Here is a 21,735-nt window from a genome sequence, read left to right as displayed (position 1 = left end):
TTTCGACAATAGGTCACGGCCGCTTTATTTCTTAATTTTGTTTACTCATATATTTTTCGGATGAAGAAAATACAAATGGTTGATCTAAAAGGTCAATACGAGGGGATAAAAGAACAGGTAAACACCTCTATTTCAGAAGTCCTCGATTCCTCAGCTTTTATAAATGGACCACAGGTTCATGCTTTTCAAAAAGAACTTGAAAACTACTTGGATGTAAAACATGTGATTCCATGTGCAAACGGGACAGATGCACTTCAAATTTGTATGATGGGCCTTGGGTTAAAACCCGGTGATGAGGTAATTACTGCAGATTTTACCTTTGCTGCTACTGTTGAGGTAATAGCCTTGCTAAACCTAACCCCAGTTTTGGTTGATGTGGAACCCGATACATTCAATATTGACCCGGATGCAATTGAAAGAGCCATCACATCCAAAACCAAAGCCATAGTGCCAGTACATTTGTTTGGACAATGTGCAAATATGGATGCCATTATGGAACTGGCCAAAAAGCATAATCTTTATGTAATTGAAGATAATGCTCAGGCAATAGGAGCTGCCCATACCTTTCAAAATGGTAAAAAACAGAAAGCCGGGACCATTGGGCATGTAGCTTCAACCTCTTTTTTTCCATCCAAAAATTTAGGTTGTTATGGAGATGGTGGTGCCATTTTTACTAATGATGACGATTTGGCCCATACCATTAGGGGAATGGTGAATCATGGTATGTACAAAAGATATCATCATGATGTAGTTGGGGTGAATTCAAGATTGGATTCTATGCAAGCAGCGGTCTTAAGGGCAAAACTTCCCAAATTGGATGAGTACAACAAAAAAAGAAGAGAGGCAGCAGATAAATACTCCAAAGCTTTTGAAGGACAACCTAACATTGTTGTTCCAAAAATACTAGCTGAAGGTCTGGATGGTCATGTTTTTCATCAGTATACCCTTCGAATTTTGAACGAAAAAAGAGACAGTTTGGTGCAACATTTAAATGATAATGGCGTTCCATGTGGAGTGTATTATCCAATTCCTTTGCACTTACAGAAGGCTTATGTTGATGAACGATATAATGAGGCTGATTTTCCTGTAACCAATCAATTGGTCAAAGAAGTGATTTCACTTCCTATGCATACGGAGCTGGATGATGAACAAATTGAATTTATGACCAACTTGGTCATTGACTTTGTAAATAACTAAGAATGAAAATACTAGTGACAGGAGGTCTGGGATTTATAGGTTCCCATACTGTTGTTGAGCTTCAAAACGAAGGCTTTGAAGTGGTGATTATTGATAATCTTTCCAATTCTTCAGAAGATGTTCTGGATGGAATTGTTGCAATTACCGGGCAACAACCCATTTTTGAGAAATTTGACCTTAGGGATAAATCTGATGTTCAAGATTTCTTTGCAAGACATAATGATGTGCAAGGAGTTATTCATTTTGCAGCCTCCAAAGCTGTGGGTGAGAGTGTCGAAAATCCTTTACTGTATTATGAAAATAACCTAGGGGTTTTGGTGTACATGCTGCAAGAACTTGCGAAAATGGATAAGGCCAATTTCATATTTAGTTCTTCTTGTACAGTTTATGGTCAGGCAGATAAACTGCCTATAACTGAAGATGCACCTGTTAAACCTGCAGAATCCCCTTATGGTAATACTAAACAAGTAGGTGAAGAAATTATTAAGGATACGTGCCATGTGAATCCGGAACTATCTGCAATAGCATTGCGTTATTTTAACCCGGTTGGAGCCCATCCTACGGTTGAAATTGGGGAATTGCCCATTGGAGTGCCACAGAACTTGGTGCCTTTTATTACTCAAACAGGAGTTGGGTTAAGAGAACAACTATCTGTTTTTGGAGACGATTACCCAACGGAAGACGGGACCTGTATACGTGATTATATTCATGTAGTGGATGTAGCCAAAGCCCACGTTGTGGCGTTACAACGGTTACTCAATCAAAAGAATGAATCCAATTATGAAGTTTTCAATTTGGGAACCGGAAAAGGAAGCTCAGTTTTGGAAGTGATTCAGAGTTTTGAAAAAGTATCAGGAGAAAAGTTGAACTACAAAATAGTGGACCGAAGGGCCGGAGATGTTATACAGGCCTATGCTGATACGCAAAAGGCAAACAATGTACTGGGGTGGAAAGCAAAATCAACCTTGGATGATTCCATGAAATCAGCTTGGGATTGGGAGCAGAAAATCCGGAATTAGAAAACAATAAAAAAGCCCATCTTTAAGATGGGCTTTTTTATTGTTTGGCACTGCCACTTCTACTTTATGGCTATCACAAAATCTATTCTTACATTTAGAACCATAATTAGCTAACTCAAAGTAATATGAAAACCTCCCTTTTATTAATAATGTCTCTTATTTGCGGCGTTATGTTTGCACAGGACACTTACCTGCATTGTGGTAATATTGTAGATGTAAATTCTGGAAAGATACTTTCAGAAAAAACCATTGTTGTTTCTGGAAAAACCATAAAATCCATTCAAAATGGATATCAAACCGGTGGTTCTGAAGACAAAGTAGTCGATTTAAAAACCAAAACCGTTCTTCCTGGATTTATAGATATGCACGTTCATATCGAAGGAGAATCAAGTCCTACTCGTTACTTAGATCGTTTTACTAAAAATGATGCTGATGTGGCATTTCAGTCCACAGTGTATGCAAAACGAACTTTATTGGCTGGCTTTACTACGGTGAGAGACTTAGGAGGCTCTGGAGTAAATATTGCTCTTCGTAAAGCTATAGAAAAAGGCGTGGTAATCGGACCACGAATTTTTACAGCTGGAAAAGCCATTGGTACCACTGGAGGACATGCTGACCCAACCAATGGAATGAAAATTGCCTTAATGGGTGACCCCGGTCCAAAAGAAGGTGTGGTCAACTCCACGGAGGATGCTCGAAAAGCCGTTAGGCAACGTTATAAAGACGGGGCCGATGTTATTAAAATAACAGCTACTGGAGGGGTTATGAGTGTAGCTAAAAACGGACAGAATCCTCAATTTACTGTTGAGGAAATCAAGGCTATCGTTGACACAGCGAAAGATTATGGAATGCTTACCGCTGCTCATGCCCATGGCGATGAAGGTATGCGAAGAGCTATCCAAGCAGGTATAAAAACGATAGAGCATGGTACGTTAATGAAAGAGCCTACCATGGATTTGATGATAAAACACAACACCTACCTAGTGCCAACTATCTCTGCAGGTAAAGCTGCTGCACAAATGGCGGAAATTCCAGGCTTTTTACCCCCTATTGTTGCCAAAAAAGCTAAAGAGATTGGTCCGGTAAGTGAAAAGAACTTCAAAAAAGCATATGAAAAAGGAGTGCCCATTGCTTTTGGTACTGATGCTGGTGTATCACCCCATGGTGACAATGGAAAAGAATTTACGTATATGTATGAAGCGGGTATGCCAGTGATTGATGCATTGCGTTCCGCTACGATAACCAATGCAGAACTCTTGGGTATGAAAAATGAGCTGGGGCAACTAAAAAAGGGTTTTATTGCGGATATTGTCGCTGTTGATGGAAACCCATTAAAGAATGTTGAGACCCTGGAAAATGTAAATTTTGTTATGAAGGAAGGAAAAATTTATAAATCGGAGTAAGTCTTGTCCAAGAAATTGGACGTATATATCATAATGGGCCCCAATTTTAAATCGAGCATGGAAATACTGCAATCGGCACAAGAGGAATTGCTGTATAATAAATTGTTGCAACAGATTACAAAAGATTTCACCTTGGCCAATGTGGAGTTGAAAATTTCTGAAGGAATTGAACCGACGCAACTAAAGGCTGTACTTCGTGAGAAAATCTATTTTTTGCTGTTGGAGAAATTTCAAGAATATCTAAACCTTTTGTATGTGGTAGACATCCCAGAAAAGCAAATGAAGAAAATACATTCCGTGGATGCTGTGGATGCGGCTACGGAAGTATGTTTTTTAATATTGAAAAGGGAGTGGCAGAAGGTTTGGTTTAAAAACAAATATAACTCTTAGGTCGATTTTGTCAAATATGCCCAAGTTTGTTGACCTAACTATTGTATTTGTTGTATTTTTGACTAAATTTTTGGATAGGTTTTAGCTAAAAACTGTCAATGGATAAATATTCATTTTTAAATGCTGCGCATACTTCATTTTTTGCGGAGCTGTACGATAAATACCTAACAAGCCCCGATAGCCTTGAGCCCAGTTGGAGGGCTTTTTTTCAAGGCTTTGATTTTGGTTTGGAAAGCTCGTTGGATGAGCTCGATATTGCCTCTGCCAATGGTACTTTGGCGTTGGCCAATGGGCAAAAAGTAGAGGTTCCACAATCCCTTCAAAAAGAATTTCAGGTCATTAAGTTGATCGATGGCTATCGAACTCGGGGGCATTTGTTCACCCAAACTAATCCAGTTAGAGAAAGAAGAAAGTATGAGCCCACTTTGGCTTTGTCCAATTTTGGACTCTCAGAAGGGGATTTGGATACGGTATTCGATGCTGGAAAAGTTATTGGGAAAGGGCCAAGTTCCCTAAAGGAAATAATTGACCATTTAGAGCGGATTTATTGCGATGCCATTGGGGTGGAATACATGTATATCCGTACCCCTGAGCGCATACAATGGATTCAGAATTGGTTGAATGTTAATGATAATCGTCCAAATTTCACTCCGGACGAGAAGAAGAATATCCTCCGAAAACTGAATGAAGCGGTTTCCTTTGAAGGATTTTTGCACACCAAGTATGTAGGGCAAAAGCGTTTTTCCTTGGAAGGTGGAGAATCTTTGATTCCAGCTTTAGATGTTATCATTGAAAAAGCAGCCGATGCTGGAGTGAAGCAATTTGTGATGGGGATGGCACACCGAGGACGTTTGAATGTGCTCACCAATATTTTTGGAAAGTCACCCAAGGACATTTTCAGCGAGTTTGATGGGAAAGATTATGAAGAAACCATCTTTGATGGGGATGTAAAATACCATTTGGGTTGGACATCGAGACGGGAAACTGATTCGGGGAAAGTTGTCAATATGAACATTGCCCCAAACCCTTCGCACTTGGAGACTGTTAATTCTATTGTTGAGGGAATATCTCGTGCCAAGCAAGATCGTTACCATCAAGAAAATGTTTCAGAAGTACTACCTATTTTGGTACATGGAGATGCGGCATTTGCAGGACAGGGAATTGCTTATGAAATTATACAAATGGCTCGCTTGGATGGATACCATACAGGTGGAACCATACATATAGTGGTCAATAACCAAATTGGGTTTACCACTAACTATCTAGATGCACGTTCATCCACCTACTGTACGGATGTGGGAAAGGTTACTTTATCACCCATACTTCATGTTAATGCAGATGATGCTGAGGCCGTAGTGCACGCAGCAACTTTTGCATTGGAATATCGCATGCGCTACAAAAGAGATGTCTTTTTGGATTTGCTGGGATACCGTAAATATGGGCATAATGAAGGAGATGAGCCCAAGTTCACCCAACCTTTATTGTACAAATCCATATCTAAACATAAAAATCCAAGAGATATTTATGTAGAAAGATTGATTGCGGAAGGTGTCATAGATCAGGATTATGTGAAAGGCTTGGAAGCGGAATACAAGAAAAACTTAGAAGAGAATTTGTTGGATTCCCGTAAAGTGGAAAAGACAGTTATCACACCTTTCATGCAAGATGAATGGGAAGGCTTTGGTCAAGTAACCGAAGATGCCATGTTGGGTGAAATAAAAACTTCCTATCCACAGAAAAAACTGGATGCAATTGCAAAAAGCATTACAGCACTTCCCGAAGGGAAAAAGTTCCTAAGGAAGTTGGAGCGATTGGTTGGAGCTCGGAACAAAATGTATTTTGAGGATAACCGATTGGATTGGGCCATGGGAGAATTGTTGGCTTATGGTTCCTTAATTGAAGAAGGTTATGATGTGCGAATGACAGGTCAAGATGTGGAGCGTGGAACATTCTCGCACCGACACGCCGTAATCAAGACCGAAATGCACGAAGAGGAGGTTACTTTGCTTAATGAATTAGGTGCTAACCAAAATGGAAAATTCCACATTTATAACTCCTTACTTTCTGAATATGCTGTAATGGGCTTTGACTATGGATATGCCATGGCTAGTCCAAAAACATTGACAATTTGGGAGGCGCAATTCGGTGACTTTAGCAATGGCGCACAAATTATTATAGATCAATACCTATCCTCAGCAGAAGATAAATGGAAGCTTCAAAATGGACTGGTGCTTTTACTGCCTCATGGATATGAAGGTCAGGGAGCAGAGCATTCTTCCGCACGGATGGAACGTTACCTGCAACTTTGTGCAAAGGATAATATGTATGTGGCAGATGTGACTACTCCTGCGAATATGTTCCATTTGTTGCGTAGGCAAATGAAAGCTGGTTTTAGAAAACCCTTAGTGGTCTTTACTCCTAAAAGTTTGTTGAGACACCCTAAAGTATTGTCCACAAAAGAAGAAATGGCCAAAGGAAGTTTCCAGATGGTCATTGATGATGCAGAAGCTTCCGCATCCAAAGTAAAAACATTGGTGTTCTGTACTGGGAAGTTCTACTATGATCTATTGGATAAAAAAGAAGGCTTGAAACGGGATGATGTGGCCTTGGTGCGATTGGAACAATTATTCCCATTGCCAACCAAGGAAATACAAAGCATCCTGAAAAAATATAAAAACGCCGATGATGTTGTTTGGGCACAGGAAGAACCGAGAAACATGGGAGCTTGGGGGCACTTGTTGATGCATTTTGATGAGGCAAAACAATTTAGGGTGGCATCTCGAAGATTTTACGGAGCTCCTGCTGCAGGTAGTGCCGTACGGTCCCAAAGAAGACATGCCCAAGTTATAGAATATGTCTTTGATAAGACAAAAGACAACACGGTAAGAAGATAAATTACAAAAGCGTAAAACTAGAATATAATGGTTTTAGAAATGAAAGTTCCCTCACCAGGGGAATCGATAACCGAAGTGGAAATTGCAGAATGGTTGGTGCAAGATGGCGATTATGTAGAGAAAGACCAAGCAATTGCCGAAGTGGATTCAGATAAGGCAACTTTAGAACTTCCGGCTGAAGAAAGTGGAATTATAACCCTAAAAGCTGAAGAAGGTGATGCCGTTGCCGTTGGCGAGGTAGTCTGTTTAATAGATACAAGCGCTGCCAAACCCGAAGGGGATCCTGCACCAGTAACGGAAAAGAAGGAAGAAGCCAAAGAAGAGCCTGCTAAAAAAGAAGATGCAAAGCCAGCTGAGGTTAAAAAAGAAACCTATGCTTCTGGAACTCCTTCCCCTGCGGCCAAAAAGATTTTGGATGAAAAAGGTATTGATGCCACTTCCGTCTCTGGAACCGGAAGAGATGGGCGAATCACTAAGGATGATGCTGTAAAAGCTGTCCCTTCCATGGGTACTCCAACTGGTGGAAATAGGGGTGAGTCCCGTTCCAAATTGTCCATGTTGCGCAGAAAAGTAGCGGAGCGTTTGGTTGCTGCCAAAAATGAAACGGCCATGTTGACCACTTTCAACGAAGTGGATATGTCTCCAATCTTTGAGTTACGTAAACAATACAAAGAAACTTTTAAGGAAAAGCATGGGGTGAGTTTAGGCTTTATGTCGTTTTTTACCAAAGCGGTTGTTCGTGCATTGGAAATGTATCCGGCCGTAAACTCCATGATTGATGGCAAGGAAATGTTGTCCTATGATTTTTGTGATATCAGTATAGCAGTTTCTGGCCCTAAAGGATTGATGGTTCCTGTAATCAGAAATGCAGAGAATTTGACTTTTAGGGGAGTTGAAGCTGAAGTAAAACGACTGGCAATTAGAGCTAGGGAAGGTGAGATTACGGTGGATGAAATGACCGGAGGTACCTTTACCATTACCAATGGAGGTGTCTTTGGTTCTATGTTATCCACACCCATTATCAACCCGCCACAAAGCGCAATTTTAGGAATGCACAATATTGTGGAGCGGCCCGTTGCCAAAGATGGCCAGGTAGTTATTGCACCAATAATGTATGTAGCTCTTTCCTATGATCATAGAATTATTGATGGAAAAGAATCCGTAGGATTCTTGGTGGCTGTAAAAGAAGCATTGGAAAATCCAGAAGAATTGTTGATGGACGGTAATGTGAAGAAGGCATTGGAATTATAGGTCAATTGTTACATCGAGCGCAGTCGAGATGCCTTAGAGTATTTTACTTGTAGTTCTCGACTGCGCTCGAACTGACCAAATGCTATTTTATTCTTAAGAATAAAAGCTTTTTATCATAATCAATTACAGCCTTTCCTTTTTTTAGGACATCGGCCCCGATAATACCGTCTACTGGAAGGGAATTGTGAGAGGTCAAGGCATGGTTGACATGGACCAAATCAAAAAGCACAATTTTTTGCTTGTTTTTTTTCCACTCCCCAATCTGAATTTTGTTTTTAGATGAAATCAAGGTTTCCATCTCGGTAGCTCCGGCTCCGGCAGCTTTTATTTCGGAAACTTCCGAGACCATTTTAAAAAAGTCAATTTTATCCATCCCAACACAAGTATTGGAAGCGCCGGTGTCCAAAATAAACCTTCCGGAAATCCCGTTGATCTTTGCCGATATCTCAAAGTGGTTGGTTTCTGTGAATACCAAAGGAATGCTTATATAGCTTTTGTGCTTCAAGAACTTTTTGAGAGATTTCATTAACTATTTTTCCTAAAGATAAACCTATTTTTGTGCTTAAACCATAAGTGTAATGAACAAGATTCTCATATTACTGTGTGTTATAATACTTGTCATTTCTTGTCGAGAGAAGAAAAGCAAGATAAATAAAGTTCAAATTGTTGAAAATTATATCGAAGCTCTCAATGAAGGGAGTTATAATATGATAATCCAATCCTTTTTGGATAGTGTTAGGTTAAACGAACAGGTTTACAAGAGTACTTTTTCCAAAGAAGATTATCTTTCCCTGTTTCAATGGGATTCTACTTTTGCACCCAAATATGAGATTCTTGAAATTGCCCAAAAAGGAGAAGATGTTGAAATGAAAGTTTCCAAAGAATGCACGCGAATTCTTTTTTTAAATGAGGAGCCGATTGTCACAAGAGAGGTGGTCAAGTTTAAAAACGACCAGATTTATAGCATTACAATAACGGATTATGAGGTTTTTAATGGTGAAAAATGGAGTGATAATAGGGCAGATTTGGTTTCATGGGTAAAGGCTAACAATCCTGAATTGGATGGATTTTTAGTTGATCAAAGTAAAAAAGGTGCTTTAAATTATTTAAAGGCCATGGATCTATATCAAAACAATAAAACTGAAGCGCAATAGGACAAATGATAATTACAGATACGCATACACATTTATATAGTGAAGCTTTTGATGATGATCGTGGTGAAGTGATTCAAAATGCATTGGACTCTGGAGTGGAACGCTTCTTTATCCCGGCAATAGATTCTACCTATACGGATGCTATGTTGGATTTGGAATCAAAATACCCCAAAAATATTTTCTTGATGATGGGTCTGCATCCCACTCATGTAAAGGAGAATTATAAAGAGGAATTGGCTCATGTGGAGCAATTGCTCTCGGAAAGAAATTTTTATGCCGTAGGAGAAATAGGTATTGACCTTTATTGGGATAAGACTTTTTTAGAGCAGCAACAGGAGGCATTTGTACATCAAATCCAATTGGCAAAAAAATATAAACTTCCAATTGTAATTCATAGCAGGGAATCATTTGATGAGATTTTTGAAATACTTGAAAAGGAAAAGAGCGAAGATTTATATGGAATCTTTCATTGTTTCACAGGTACTTTGGAGCAGGCGCATAAGGCTATATCCTATAATATGAAACTGGGAATTGGAGGAGTGGCTACTTTTAAGAATGGAAAGATAGATCAGTTTCTAAATGAAATAGATTTAAAACATATTGTACTTGAAACCGATTCACCTTATTTAGCTCCTGTTCCATACAGGGGAAAACGGAATGAAAGTTCTTATATAATAAAGGTATTGGAAAAGTTATCTTCGATTTATGGATTATCCATGGAAGAAATAGCTGCAATAACCACAAAGAATTCCAAGGATATTTTTGATATATAATATGAAGGACAAAACCAACATATTGCTTATTTATACCGGAGGCACAATCGGTATGGTAAAGGATTATAAAACAGGAGCGCTTAAAGCTTTTGATTTTAAAGAACTAATTTCTAATATTCCTGAGCTGAATCAACTAGATTGTAAATTAAAAGGTATCTCATTTGAAGAACCTATTGACTCATCTAACATGGATCCAAAGCATTGGGCAACAATTGCGACAATGATTGAGGAAAATTACAATAGATATGATGGGTTTGTGGTACTGCATGGTAGCGATACTATGAGCTATTCGGCTTCTGCATTGAGTTTTATGTTGGAGAACCTAGCTAAGCCCGTAATTTTTACGGGGTCACAACTTCCCATTGGTGATTTACGTACGGATGCGAAGGAGAATTTGATTACTTCCATACAGATTGCAGCGCTTAAAGAAAAAGGGAAACCGGTTGTTCGGGAAGTGGGGCTGTATTTTGAGTATAAATTATACAGGGCCAATAGAACAACCAAAATAAACGCTGAGCATTTTGAAGCCTTTGCCTCCTTGAACCATCCACCTTTGGTAGAATCCGGAGTTCATCTAAATGTGCATTATTCTAACCTTCTCAAAAGATCTACCAAAAACAAGTTCCTACAGGTCCATAAAAATATGGACACCAATATCGCAGTGCTAAAATTGTTTCCTGGGTTAAATGAGTCGGTCTTGAAGTCGGTATTGGAAATACCCAATTTAAAGGCATTGATTTTGGAAACATACGGGGCCGGGAATGCGCCAATGGACAATTGGTTTTTAAGCTCGTTAAAAAAAGCAACCTTAAATGGGTTACATATTATAAATGTTACACAGTGTTCTGGAGGGAGTGTTGACATGGGACATTATGAGACTAGTGAGCGTTTAAAAAAGATGCAATTGATTAATGGAAAGGATATTACGACCGAAGCAGCCATAACCAAAGCAATGTATCTGTTAGGAAGTAAAGTTTCCGATGAGCTCTTTAAGACAATTTTTGAGACATCGCTTCGCGGTGAAATGCACTAAAATTAACGCCTCAAATTTCATTAACTAATTATTTTTTTGTTTATTGGGCGGCCTAACTAGAACAATAGAGAGGTGGCCGAGTGGTCGAAGGCGCACGCCTGGAAAGTGTGTATACACCAAAAGTGTATCGAGGGTTCGAATCCCTTCCTCTCTGCTAGGTATTTTAATTATTCAATTATAAAATTTTTATATCTTTAACATTATTAACTAACTAAATTTAAGTTTGAAAGAAATGAAAAAAATATCCTTTACTCTGGCTGCTGCCGGAATGTTTGTTTTGGGAACCACAAATGCATCAGCAGCTATTTTACAAGACGGAGCTGCGGCCGAAGCCAGCAAAGGTTTCACTCAAGTGTTAAAAGAACAGTTCATTCAAGGGGGGCCTGCCTTCATGGGAATTGTATTGTTATGTTTGATCTTGGGATTGGCGGTTGCAATCGAGAGAATTATTTATTTGAACTTGGCAAGTACAAACTCTGCTAAGCTTAAACAACAAGTAGAAGATGCTTTGGCATCTGGTGGAGTAGAAGCCGCTAAAGAAGTGTGCAGGAACACAAAAGGACCTGTTGCTTCTATTTTCTATCAAGGGTTGGACAGAGCTGGTGAAGGATTGGAATCTGCAGAAAAAGCAGTTGTGGCCTATGGCGGTGTTCAAATGGGACAATTGGAGAAAAACGTTTCTTGGTTATCTTTATTTATCGCTATTGCTCCTATGCTTGGGTTTATGGGTACAGTAATCGGTATGATTGCGGCCTTCCAGAAAATTGCTGCGGTAGGTAACTTGAGTGCATCTCTTATTGCTGGAGATATTCAGGTGGCGTTATTGACAACCGTATTTGGTTTGATTACTGCAATTATCCTTCAGATTTTCTACAACTATATCATTGCAAAAATCGATAGTATCGTAAATGACATGGAAGACTCCTCTATATCTTTAATAGATATGTTGGCGGCGCACAAGAAATAATTACGAAATTAAAACTATCGAGAATCATGAATAAAATAATTAAAATAATACTGATAGTCATCGGGCTGGTTGCTACAGCGCTATGGTTCGGTATGCCATCAAGCGATGATCCAGATGCAATAAACAGCGGTTCTATGAACTTTATGTTCTTGATCATGTATCTGTTATTGGCCGTTGCAGTGATTGCAACAGTATTTTTTGGACTTAAAAAATTGCTATCTACACCTGGTAGCCTTAAAAAGGCATTATTTGCAATAGGTGGCTTGGCAATTGTTGTGGCAATATCTTATGGACTTTCATCAGGAGCTGAAGCAAAAGCGGTAGCAGATGCTATGGCTGATAAAGGAGCAACTGAAAGCACGGTTAAGAATATTGGTATGGGGCTGAATGTTTTCTTCATCCTTACCGCTATTGCTGTTGCACTCATGGTATTGCCGGGGTTGAAAAAAATGTTTGTTAAGTAAAAAACCAAAGTTATGCCTAGAAGAAAAGGAGCACCAGAAGTGAATGCCGGTTCTATGGCAGACATAGCTTTCTTGTTACTTATCTTTTTCTTGGTTACCACAACCATTGAAACGGATGCAGGATTAGATCGTATGTTGCCACCTATGGAACCGCCAGAGGAGGATGTAGTGATCAAGCAAAAGAACATTTTTACGGTGAATATCAATAAAAATGGTCAACTCTTGGTTGAAGACGAATTAATGGATTTGAAAAATCTAAGGAAAGCCGCAATGGACTTTCTGGAAAATGGGGCAGATGGTTCATGTAACTATTGTAAGGGTAGAAAAGATGAATCTTCTTCAGATAATCCAACAAAAGCTATTATCTCTTTAAAAAATGATCGTGAAACAAAGTATAGTACATACATTACAGTTCAGAACGAATTGGTAGGTGCGTATAATGATTTACGAAATCGGGAGTCTCAAAAATCGTTTGGTCGTGATTTCACAGATATGGAAGCAGAGTATCTGAACCCTGAAACACCATCAAATGTTAGAGATGATTTAAAGGATAAAGTAAAACAGATTCAAGATAAGTTTCCTCAGAAACTATCTGAAGCGGAAACAACAAGTAACTAAAGTAATTAACGTATGGCAAAGTTTGCAAAAAAGAAAGATGGCGATTTGCCTGCGGTTTCCACCGCATCGTTGCCTGATATCGTATTTATGTTACTGTTCTTTTTTATGACAGTAACTACGATGAAAGATAGTTCTTTGTTGGTAGAGAATACGCTTCCAAACGCAACTGAAATCAAAAAGTTGGAGAAAAAAGACCGAGTTATCTATATCTATGTAGGTAAACCTACGCAAGAATATCAAAAGGTTTTTGGTACAGAACCAAAAATTCAGTTAAATGATAAGTTTGCTAGTGTAGAGGAAGTTGGTTCTTATATTTTGGCTGAGCGAGCTAAAAAACCACAAGAATTACAGAATGTATTAACTACTGCATTAAAGGTTGATAGAGATGCCAATATGGGTCTTATCGCTGATATTAAACAACAGTTAAGAGAGGTAAATGCTTTAAAGGTGAATTATACTACCTATGAAGGAAATGCTTTTAACAATCTGCAGTAACTAATAACTTAGATTTAGTGAAAACGTCCCTAATTTATATAATTAGGGACGTTTTTTTATGCCCAAAAACTTTTAACCGTTTTGCTCTCAGTATAATATAATGTTTTGGAATAGTTGTTGTGATTAATGCTGTAGCCCTTTTGGGTATAACTGAATCATTAATTTCCAACAAAACATTTTAGTATGGTTAGAAACAATGAAGTTCCAGAAGTGAATGCTGGATCAATGGCAGACATTGCCTTTTTACTATTGATTTTTTTCTTGGTGACAACTACAATTCAGACCGATGTAGGTTTGGATAGAAAACTGCCTCCAAAAGACACTACACCTCCGTTGCCTGTAAATGAGAGGAATATTTTTAGGGTAAGCCTTAACAAGAACAATGAACTTTGGATAGAAAGTGATCTAAGGAAGATAGAAGATTTAAAATCTGAAGCTATTGCCTTCTTGGATAACGGAGGAAACCCAATTAGTAATGAAAACCATTGTAGCTATTGTCAGGGGAACGCAAGCTCAAGTGCATCTGATAATCCGCAAAAGGCAATAATATCATTTGCAAGCGATAGGGAGGCAACATATGGTATGTATGTTATGGTCCAGAATGAGCTTACAGCGGCATATAATGAACTCAGAAATAGGGAAGCACAAAGATTGTTCGGTCGTGATTTTGTTGAAATGGAAAGGGCTTATTTTGACGCGAAAACAAAAGCTAAAGAGAAAATTGAACTAAAAAAGAACATATACCAAATACGGAATATGTACCCCATGAATCTATCAGAAGCGAAAACCAATATGAATCTGTAAAAGCAATCAACATGAGAAATTTTAGAAATAACAAGAGTAAGCTGCCCGCTATTTCAACTGCTTCATTACCAGATATTGTATTTATGCTTCTGTTCTTTTTTATGACCGTAACTACAATTAAAGACAATACATTATTGGTGGACAATAACCTACCCAATGCCACCGAGGTTAAAAAACTGGAAAAGAAGGATAGGATTATTGAAATATTTGTGGGGAAACCCGCTCCAGAATTGGCAAGTGTACTAGGTTCAGAGCCTAAAATTCAGCTTGATGATAGATTGGCCAGCGTAACAGAGGTAAGTACATATGTCTTATCAGAATTGGCAAAGAAGCCAGAAAGCATTAGAAACTATGTGACTGTTTCGCTTAAAGTGGACAAAGAAGTTAAAGTTGGCGTGGTTTCAGACATAAAGGAAGAACTCCGTAAGGTGAACTTGCTAAAAGTAAACTATACTACTTATGAAGGAGATGCTTTCAGAAATATGCAATAACCTATAACAGAGTTAGCTTAAAAACAATCCAAATGCTTAATTTGGATTGTTTTTAAGTTATAGTGTATTAGATGAAGTTTTTTTTGGTTTTTGTAGTATTGATTTTTTCATGCAAGGGCTTAATGGCGCAGGAAACCCTTGGTGATCAGTCAAGTTTGGATAAATACCTTGAAGATCAATTTTATATTGGTGTGGGGTATAATATTTTATTGAAAAGACCTGATAATGCTGTTCAAAGAAATCTGTCCTACAATTTGCAAGTTGGTTTTATAAAAGATGTGCCACTGAACAAAAGAAGAAATTTTGGTTTTGGTTTAGGGTTGGGGTATGCAGCAAACTCTTATTACAGTAATATAGAGGCTAAGGAAAACGGTGATGAAATTACCTATGAAATTAAGAATGATGAAGAACTTAAAAGAAGCAAGTTTGAAATCCATACTGTTGAAATGCCTTTTGAATTAAGATGGAGAACTTCCACTTCAGATGAATACAAATTTTGGCGAGTTTATGCGGGAGCTAAACTGGGTTATGTATTTTCTGGAAGATCTAAATTGGTAAGTGAAATGGAAGTTAAAGGGTTTTCAAATGATGACATTGAAAACTTACAGTATGGACTCACACTTAGCTTTGGTTATAACACGTGGAACCTACATGCTTATTATGGTTTAAACCCAATATTGAAAGATGGCACAAGTATGGAAAATGGGTCTCCAATAAATATTAGGCCATTACGAATTGGGGTCATTTTCTATATTCTATAACCAATACTTTAATGTAATCAATTGGGAGCAAATTCCAATTAGAAAACCAATGAGCAGTTCAATTCTGCTGTGGGCTCTTAGATATAATCTCGATGTAGCTACCAATCCGCTGAGCAAAGTAAATACACTGATGGCCAATGTAATGTTTATCTCAAAATGGATGCTCAACCCAATCATGAACATTAAAAGACTGCCCATTCCAAGAAGATGCATGCTTGCCTTAAATTTTAAAAAAAGAAGGATGAGTGCGGCTCCTGTCGCGGTCAAAAGACCAACAAAGAAGAAAAAAAGTTCATGGATATAGTTGTTTGGGATTACTTTGTACAAAATCATTAACAACAATATGCAGCTAATATAAAGTGGATATTTTCGCTCTTGTACGCTGGGTAGAAATATTGAGCTTATCACCCCCAAATTTTTAAGGATCAGGAAGAAAATAATAGGAATAATCACAGTGAGAATAAAAATGGGAAGAATATTTCCGCTTTGTATTTCCAATGAACTAAACTTTGGTGTTACCAAAAAATAAAGAACAGTGCCACCAATGGGTATGAACAATGGATGAAAGATATAGGAAATGATGTTTAGGAGATGGCGCATTAAATTTGCTTTCTTAGCCTAGCAACGGGGATTCCCAACTGCTCCCTATATTTGGCAACAGTACGCCTAGCTATGGGGTAGCCACGTTCCTTCAGAATTTTTGCCAATCTATCATCTGTTAAGGGCTTTTTCTTTTCCTCTTCGCCAATAACGGTCTCCAGTATCTTTTTGATCTCTTTCGTGGAGACATCTTCACCTTGCTCATTTTTCATGGCTTCGGAAAAGTATTCCTTGATCAATTTGGTCCCGTATGGTGTATCTACATATTTACTGTTTGCAACCCTTGAAACTGTGGATACATCCATGTGGATTTGATCAGCAATGTCTTTTAAGATCATGGGGCGCAATTTACGCTCATCACCAGTTAAGAAATACTCTCTTTGGTAGTTCATGATAGTGCTCATGGTAATGAAGAGTGTTTGCTGGCGTTGCTTAATGGCATCAATAAACCATTTTGCAGCATCTAATTTTTGTTTGATGAAGAGGACAGTATCCTTTTGCGACTTTGATTTTTCCTTAGCGTTTTTATAACCTTCCAACATATTGTTATAATCTCTGGAAACATGAAGTTCAGGAGCATTTCTTCCATTAAGGGTGAGTTCTAACTCACCTTCAACAATTTTAATGGAAAAATCTGGAACAATATGTTCAATTATTCTAGTGTTTCCAGCATATGACCCGCCTGGTTTAGGATTGAGCTTCTCTATTTCTGATATGGCATCTTTAAGTTCCTCTTCACTTATGTGATGCTTTTGCTGCAATTTGGAATAGTGTTTTTTAGTAAACTGCTCAAATGATTTTTCTAAGATCGAGATAGCTAGTTCAATGGCAGGAAATTTTTCCTTCCGCTTTAGTTGAATGGTAAGACATTCTTCCAAAGACCTGGCTGCCACACCTGGTGGATCAAGTTCTTGAACTGTTTTAAGAACACTTTCAATCTTATCCTCTTCTACATAAATATTTTGGGTGAAGGCCAAGTCATCCATAATGTCGGACAATGGTCTACGTATATACCCACTTTCATCCACGCTTCCTACTAAAAACTCAGCAATGGCCCATTCTTCGTCATCCAAATAAATGGTATTGAGCTGGTTGATCAAATATTGGTTAAAGGAAGTTCCGGAAGCATATGGAATACTTTTTTCATCATCATCAGGACTATAGTTACTTGTTTGTGTTCTATAATCCGGAATTTCATCATCACTCAGATAATCATCTATATTGATTTCATCTGCGGCAATGGTTTCACTATCCGTAGAATCATCATAAACATCTTCATACCCATCATCCAGTGTGTCACTTTCATCTTTACCGCTTTCAAGGGCAGGATTTTCTTCTAGCTCTTGCTTTAAACGTTGTTCAAAAGCCTGCGTTGGCAACTGTATCAACTTCATGAGCTGTATCTGCTGCGGCGACAGTTTTTGGGAAAGCTTAAACTGTAGATGTTGTTTTAGCATAAAGACTTACGATCTTCCTTTAGTTAAATTTAAGCAATCAATTTAAAACTCGGCATTTTGGGGGGTTCTGGGGTAAGGAATTACGTCTCTAATGTTTCCCATACCAGTGGCAAATTGAACCATGCGCTCAAAACCAAGCCCAAAGCCACTGTGAACTGCTGTGCCAAATCTTCGGAGGTCTAAATACCACCAAAGTTCTTTTTCATCAATATCCAGGGCCTTAATTTTTTGTTGGAGTACCTCCAAGCGTTCTTCACGCTGAGATCCGCCAACAATTTCGCCAATGCCAGGGAAGAGGACGTCCATAGCGCGAACTGTTTTCCCATCTTCGTTCAATCGCATATAAAATGCTTTGATGTCGGCAGGATAATCAAACAGGATTACTGGGCACTTAAAATGTTTTTCCACAAGAAAGCGTTCATGCTCACTTTGCAGATCAGCACCCCATTCATTGATTAGAAACTGAAACTTTTTCTTTTTGTTGGGCTTGCTGTTTCGTAAAATATCAATGGCCTCAGTGTAGGATACCCTTTTAAAGTTGTTTTCCACAACAAATTTGAGTTTTTCTATCAAGGGCATTTCAGACCTTTCAGCTTGAGGTTTGGATTTTTCTTCATCCAAAAGGCGTTTTTCTAAAAACTCCAAATCATCTTGGCAGTTGTCCAAGACGTATTGTAGGATCCATTTAATAAAATCTTCGGACAGATCCATGTTGGCATCCAGGTCATAGAACGCCATTTCTGGTTCAATCATCCAAAACTCGGCCAAATGCCTGGAAGTGTTGGAGTTTTCAGCTCTAAATGTGGGGCCAAAAGTATATACCTTTCCCAATCCCATGGCATATGTTTCAGCCTCTAATTGGCCAGATACTGTAAGATTGGTTTCTTTACCAAAGAAGTCTTGCGAATGATCAACTTCTCCATTTTCAGTCAAAGGAGGATTTTTGGAATCCAATGTACTCACTCTAAACATTTCACCGGCACCTTCAGCATCTGAACCGGTAACAATGGGAGCATGCATATAATAGAATCCATTCTGTTGAAAATAGCTGTGTATTGCGAATGCCAAAGCAGAGCGCACTCGCATTACTGCGGAAAAGGTATTGGTACGTACCCTCAAATGTGCTTTCTCTCTTAAAAATTCCAAAGAATGCTTTTTTGGCTGAATTGGATATGTTTCTGGGTCAGCTTCACCATGAACAAAAATATCGTTAGCCTGTATTTCTACACTTTGTCCTCTTCCTTGACTTTCTACGAGCGTACCTGAAATCCTCAAGGCTGCACCTGTGGAAATCTGCTTAAGCAAGGTGTCATCGAAGTTCTCAAAATCTACGACGCATTGTAGGTTATGTATGGTTGACCCATCGTTCAATGCAATAAAGCGGTTGCTTCTAAAGGTTTTTACCCATCCGTTTACTTCAACTGTATCTCCAGTCGGTTGCTTTTTAAGCAGTTCTTTAATAGAATAAGAATTCATTTTAGGCTATCGTAAATTAAGCGGTAAAGATAGGTTTTTGGCGAAAAATGATAGCAATAGAACCAGGATTTATGGTGGTATAAAGAGCTATTTGTCCTTGATATTGTCCTCTTCTTTGGGTAAAATATCAATTTGCGGCTTTTTGAGTACTTCTTTATTGGCTATGCTTCTTTCTAAAGAAAGAAGAAGTGAAGGCAACAGGATAAGATTGGCCAACATGGCAAAAAGAAGTGTTGCGGAAACCAATCCGCCCAATGCCTTGGTTCCACCAAAGCTAGAAATGATAAAGACCGAAAAACCAAAGAAAAGCACAATGGAAGTATAGAACATACTCACCCCAGTTTCACGAAGTGCTGCGTATACAGATCTTTTTATATGCCATTTATGGGTAGCGAGCTCTTGTCTGTATTTAGCTAAAAAGTGAATAGTGTCATCCACAGAAATTCCAAATGCGATACTGAACACGAGAATTGTAGAAGGTTTTATTGGAACGCCCAAATAACCCATCAGACCCGCTGTGATCACCAAAGGTAATAGGTTAGGAACGAGAGATATTATAATCATTCTAAATGAACGGAACAGATAGGCCATAAAGAGAGAAATGAGTCCAATGGCGAGGGCTAGGGACAACAAAAGATTTTTGACCAGATATTTAGTGCCCTTTAAAAACAATAGCGCTTTTCCAGTCATGAAGACATTATAACGTTCGCTAGGGAAGAATTTGGCAATTGCTTGTTGCATATCCTTCTCAATCTCTTCCATACGGTCAATTTTCACATCGCGCATAAAGGTGGTTATACGAGCAGTTTGGCCGGTACTGTCCACAAAACTATCCAAAAGGTTGCCATCATTCTGTGACTTCCGTGCTACATCCATAATAAATGTATTCTCTTGAGATGTGGGCAATTGATAATATTTGGGGATTCCGTTGTAAAAAGCTTGTTTTGAATATTTGATTAAATTAACGAGTGATATGGGTCTGGAAAGCTCTGGGGTTTCGTCAATTACTGTTCCCAATTGATCCATTCGTTTTAAAGTAGAGGGTTTTATGGCTCCATTTTTCCGTTTTGTATCCACTACAATCTCCATGGGCATGATACCATCAAATTCTTCTTCAAAAAAACGGATATCCTTAAAGTAATGAGTGTCCTTTGGCAGATCTTCAATTCTACTTCCCGTAATCTTGATTTGGTAGATACCTATAATACTCAGAATCAAAACACAAAGAGTGGTTATATAGACGGCAATCCTATGATGCCTCACCATACGTTCCATCCAACTAACAAAAATATCAATCCATTTTTTATTCAAGTGTTTTAAGTGCTTGGTTTTGGGAAGCGGCATAAAACTATAGATGATAGGGATGATCAATAAAGACAAGATGAAAATCCCGATAATGTTTATGGATGCTACAATGCCAAATTCTTTAAGCAAATCACTATCCAAAATAATAAAGGTTGCAAACCCTGAAGCTGTGGTTATGTTTGTCATAAGGGTGGCATTTCCAATTTTGGAAATAACACGTTGCAATGACAAAGCTTGGTTTCCGTGTTTTTTGACTTCTTGCTGGTATTTATTGATTAGGAAAACACAATTTGGGATTCCAATTACAATAATCAATGGTGGAATGAGTGCTGTTAGGATGGTAATCTCATACCTGAAAAGACCTAATATTCCAAAAGCCCACATTACTCCAATAATTACAACGACCATCGAAATAAAGGTGGCCCTAAAGCTTCTAAAAAAGAAAAAGAAAATAATGGAGGTGACCAATAGCGCGGCACCTATGAATATTCCTATTTCATCTACTATGGATTTAGTGTTCCATGTACGGATGTATGGCATTCCGGAAACCCTAACGTCAAGATTGGTCTCTTCTTCAAAGTTCTTTACTAAATCTCCCAGGTCGTTCAGAATAAATTCATTCCTCACGGCTGTGTTCATAATGTCCTTATCCAAATAGGCTATGGTCTGTATGGTGCCGCTTTCAGCATTATAAATAAGGTTGTTGTAAAAGGGAAGTTCTTTAAATAGATGGTTTTTTAATTGTTCAACCTCATCTTTGGTTTTAGGAGGATTTTTTACAAAATGTTCCATGACAAACTCTTGTTTGTCATTGTCTTTGAGCAAAACCTTAAGGTTGTCGGTAGATACTACAAAATCTATTTCTGGAAACGCTTCCAGTTGTTTGCTCAACTTGTTCCAGCGATTAAATTTACTTGGGGTAAAGAGCGATGAATCCCTAACGGCCAGAACAATGGCATTTCCTTCTTCTCCAAATATATTTTTGAACGCGTTATACTGAACGGTTGCAGGATGGTCATCAGGTAGAATGTTTGCTTCAGTATTGGAAAATTGCATGTTTTTCCACTGAAGTCCCAAAAAAACTGTGAAAGCAGCAACCCCTAGAAGAATAAGGATTCTGTTTCTAAGGATAATACGTGCAACTTTAGGCCAAAATCCTTTAGTAAGCTTAGCTACCATATGG

At 38.4% G+C, this 21,735-nt stretch carries 21 protein-coding genes and 1 tRNA gene; 17 read left to right on the top strand and 5 right to left on the bottom strand.

Going from position 1 to position 21,735, the window contains the following annotated elements; translation table 11 throughout:
• Positions 1 to 60: 60 nt before the first annotated feature.
• The 6 genes from CRO15_RS14535 (at position 61) to odhB (ending at position 8,154) form a co-directional block, all read left to right on the top strand.
• The gene (locus tag CRO15_RS14535; RefSeq protein ID WP_097046559.1) at positions 61 to 1,197 is read left to right on the top strand and encodes a DegT/DnrJ/EryC1/StrS family aminotransferase; all 1,137 of its coding nucleotides are present in this window, start codon (positions 61 to 63) and stop codon (positions 1,195 to 1,197) included.
• A 2-nt stretch (positions 1,198 to 1,199) separates the two neighbouring features.
• Positions 1,200 to 2,216 (top strand): UDP-glucose 4-epimerase GalE, encoded by a 1,017-nt coding sequence (gene galE / locus CRO15_RS14530; protein ID WP_097046558.1) that lies wholly within the window; start codon positions 1,200 to 1,202, stop codon positions 2,214 to 2,216.
• 125 nt (positions 2,217 to 2,341) lie between these two features.
• Positions 2,342 to 3,619 carry a metal-dependent hydrolase family protein gene (locus CRO15_RS14525; protein ID WP_097046557.1) on the top strand — a complete coding sequence of 426 codons (1,278 nt, stop codon included), beginning with the start codon at positions 2,342 to 2,344 and terminating at the stop codon, positions 3,617 to 3,619.
• Positions 3,620 to 3,676: 57 nt separating this feature from the next.
• Entirely contained in the window at positions 3,677 to 4,009 is a 333-nt protein-coding gene (locus CRO15_RS14520) for a hypothetical protein (protein ID WP_243396978.1), read from the top strand.
• A gap of 98 nt (positions 4,010 to 4,107) precedes the next feature.
• Entirely contained in the window at positions 4,108 to 6,903 is a 2,796-nt protein-coding gene (locus tag CRO15_RS14515) for a 2-oxoglutarate dehydrogenase E1 component (RefSeq protein ID WP_097046555.1), read from the top strand.
• Positions 6,904 to 6,930: 27 nt separating this feature from the next.
• The gene (gene odhB, locus CRO15_RS14510) at positions 6,931 to 8,154 is read left to right on the top strand and encodes a 2-oxoglutarate dehydrogenase complex dihydrolipoyllysine-residue succinyltransferase (protein ID WP_097046554.1); all 1,224 of its coding nucleotides are present in this window, start codon (positions 6,931 to 6,933) and stop codon (positions 8,152 to 8,154) included.
• A gap of 82 nt (positions 8,155 to 8,236) precedes the next feature.
• Here odhB and CRO15_RS14505 read toward each other — a convergent pair whose 3' ends face one another.
• Complete coding sequence (locus CRO15_RS14505; RefSeq protein ID WP_097046553.1) at positions 8,237 to 8,680, bottom strand: retropepsin-like aspartic protease; 444 nt, start codon at positions 8,678 to 8,680, stop codon at positions 8,237 to 8,239.
• Positions 8,681 to 8,732: 52 nt separating this feature from the next.
• On the opposite strand from CRO15_RS14505, the gene CRO15_RS14500 reads away from it, so the two are divergent.
• The 11 genes from CRO15_RS14500 to CRO15_RS14450 all read left to right on the top strand — a co-directional run bounded on the left by CRO15_RS14500 (position 8,733) and on the right by CRO15_RS14450 (position 15,714).
• Positions 8,733 to 9,308, top strand: a complete 576-nt coding sequence (locus CRO15_RS14500; RefSeq protein ID WP_097046552.1) for a hypothetical protein — start codon at positions 8,733 to 8,735, stop codon at positions 9,306 to 9,308.
• Between the two features lie 5 nt (positions 9,309 to 9,313).
• Complete coding sequence (locus CRO15_RS14495) at positions 9,314 to 10,081, top strand: TatD family hydrolase (RefSeq protein ID WP_097046551.1); 768 nt, start codon at positions 9,314 to 9,316, stop codon at positions 10,079 to 10,081.
• 1 nt (position 10,082) lies between these two features.
• Positions 10,083 to 11,114, top strand: a complete 1,032-nt coding sequence (locus tag CRO15_RS14490) for an asparaginase (protein ID WP_097046550.1) — start codon at positions 10,083 to 10,085, stop codon at positions 11,112 to 11,114.
• 66 nt (positions 11,115 to 11,180) lie between these two features.
• Positions 11,181 to 11,268, top strand: a tRNA-Ser gene (locus CRO15_RS14485).
• 78 nt (positions 11,269 to 11,346) lie between these two features.
• Positions 11,347 to 12,081: a MotA/TolQ/ExbB proton channel family protein gene (locus tag CRO15_RS14480; RefSeq protein ID WP_097046549.1), complete on the top strand. Its 735-nt coding sequence runs from the start codon at positions 11,347 to 11,349 to the stop codon at positions 12,079 to 12,081.
• A gap of 26 nt (positions 12,082 to 12,107) precedes the next feature.
• Positions 12,108 to 12,545, top strand: a complete 438-nt coding sequence (locus CRO15_RS14475) for a hypothetical protein (RefSeq protein WP_097046548.1) — start codon at positions 12,108 to 12,110, stop codon at positions 12,543 to 12,545.
• Between the two features lie 12 nt (positions 12,546 to 12,557).
• Positions 12,558 to 13,163 carry an ExbD/TolR family protein gene (locus CRO15_RS14470; RefSeq protein ID WP_097046547.1) on the top strand — a complete coding sequence of 202 codons (606 nt, stop codon included), beginning with the start codon at positions 12,558 to 12,560 and terminating at the stop codon, positions 13,161 to 13,163.
• Positions 13,164 to 13,175: 12 nt separating this feature from the next.
• Positions 13,176 to 13,658, top strand: a complete 483-nt coding sequence (locus CRO15_RS14465) for an ExbD/TolR family protein (RefSeq protein ID WP_097046546.1) — start codon at positions 13,176 to 13,178, stop codon at positions 13,656 to 13,658.
• A gap of 183 nt (positions 13,659 to 13,841) precedes the next feature.
• Positions 13,842 to 14,462 carry an ExbD/TolR family protein gene (locus CRO15_RS14460; RefSeq protein ID WP_097046545.1) on the top strand — a complete coding sequence of 207 codons (621 nt, stop codon included), beginning with the start codon at positions 13,842 to 13,844 and terminating at the stop codon, positions 14,460 to 14,462.
• An 11-nt stretch (positions 14,463 to 14,473) separates the two neighbouring features.
• Positions 14,474 to 14,953, top strand: coding sequence for an ExbD/TolR family protein (locus CRO15_RS14455; protein WP_097046544.1), 480 nt, complete (start codon positions 14,474 to 14,476; stop codon positions 14,951 to 14,953).
• Positions 14,954 to 15,024: 71 nt separating this feature from the next.
• Positions 15,025 to 15,714, top strand: a complete 690-nt coding sequence (locus CRO15_RS14450) for a porin family protein (protein ID WP_097046543.1) — start codon at positions 15,025 to 15,027, stop codon at positions 15,712 to 15,714.
• Here CRO15_RS14450 and CRO15_RS19950 read toward each other — a convergent pair.
• The 4 genes from CRO15_RS19950 to CRO15_RS14430 all read right to left on the bottom strand — a co-directional run bounded on the left by CRO15_RS19950 (position 15,709) and on the right by CRO15_RS14430 (position 21,731).
• Positions 15,709 to 16,047: a hypothetical protein gene (locus tag CRO15_RS19950; protein WP_243396977.1), complete on the bottom strand. Its 339-nt coding sequence runs from the start codon at positions 16,045 to 16,047 to the stop codon at positions 15,709 to 15,711. The two genes, CRO15_RS14450 and CRO15_RS19950, sit on opposite strands and share 6 nt — an antisense overlap.
• Before the next feature lie 266 nt (positions 16,048 to 16,313).
• Positions 16,314 to 17,771, bottom strand: a complete 1,458-nt coding sequence (rpoN, locus tag CRO15_RS14440; protein ID WP_097046541.1) for an RNA polymerase factor sigma-54 — start codon at positions 17,769 to 17,771, stop codon at positions 16,314 to 16,316.
• 42 nt (positions 17,772 to 17,813) lie between these two features.
• Complete coding sequence (gene asnS / locus CRO15_RS14435) at positions 17,814 to 19,247, bottom strand: asparagine--tRNA ligase (RefSeq protein WP_097046540.1); 1,434 nt, start codon at positions 19,245 to 19,247, stop codon at positions 17,814 to 17,816.
• 87 nt (positions 19,248 to 19,334) lie between these two features.
• Complete coding sequence (locus tag CRO15_RS14430; RefSeq protein WP_097046539.1) at positions 19,335 to 21,731, bottom strand: efflux RND transporter permease subunit; 2,397 nt, start codon at positions 21,729 to 21,731, stop codon at positions 19,335 to 19,337.
• Between the last annotated feature and the right edge of the window lie 4 nt (positions 21,732 to 21,735).

Source organism: Flagellimonas pacifica (assembly GCF_900215465.1).
GTDB classification, from domain to species: Bacteria; Bacteroidota; Bacteroidia; order Flavobacteriales; family Flavobacteriaceae; genus Flagellimonas; species Flagellimonas pacifica.
The sequence above is the reverse complement of the archived record's forward strand: the minus strand, read 5'-3'. Positions and strand labels throughout refer to the sequence as shown.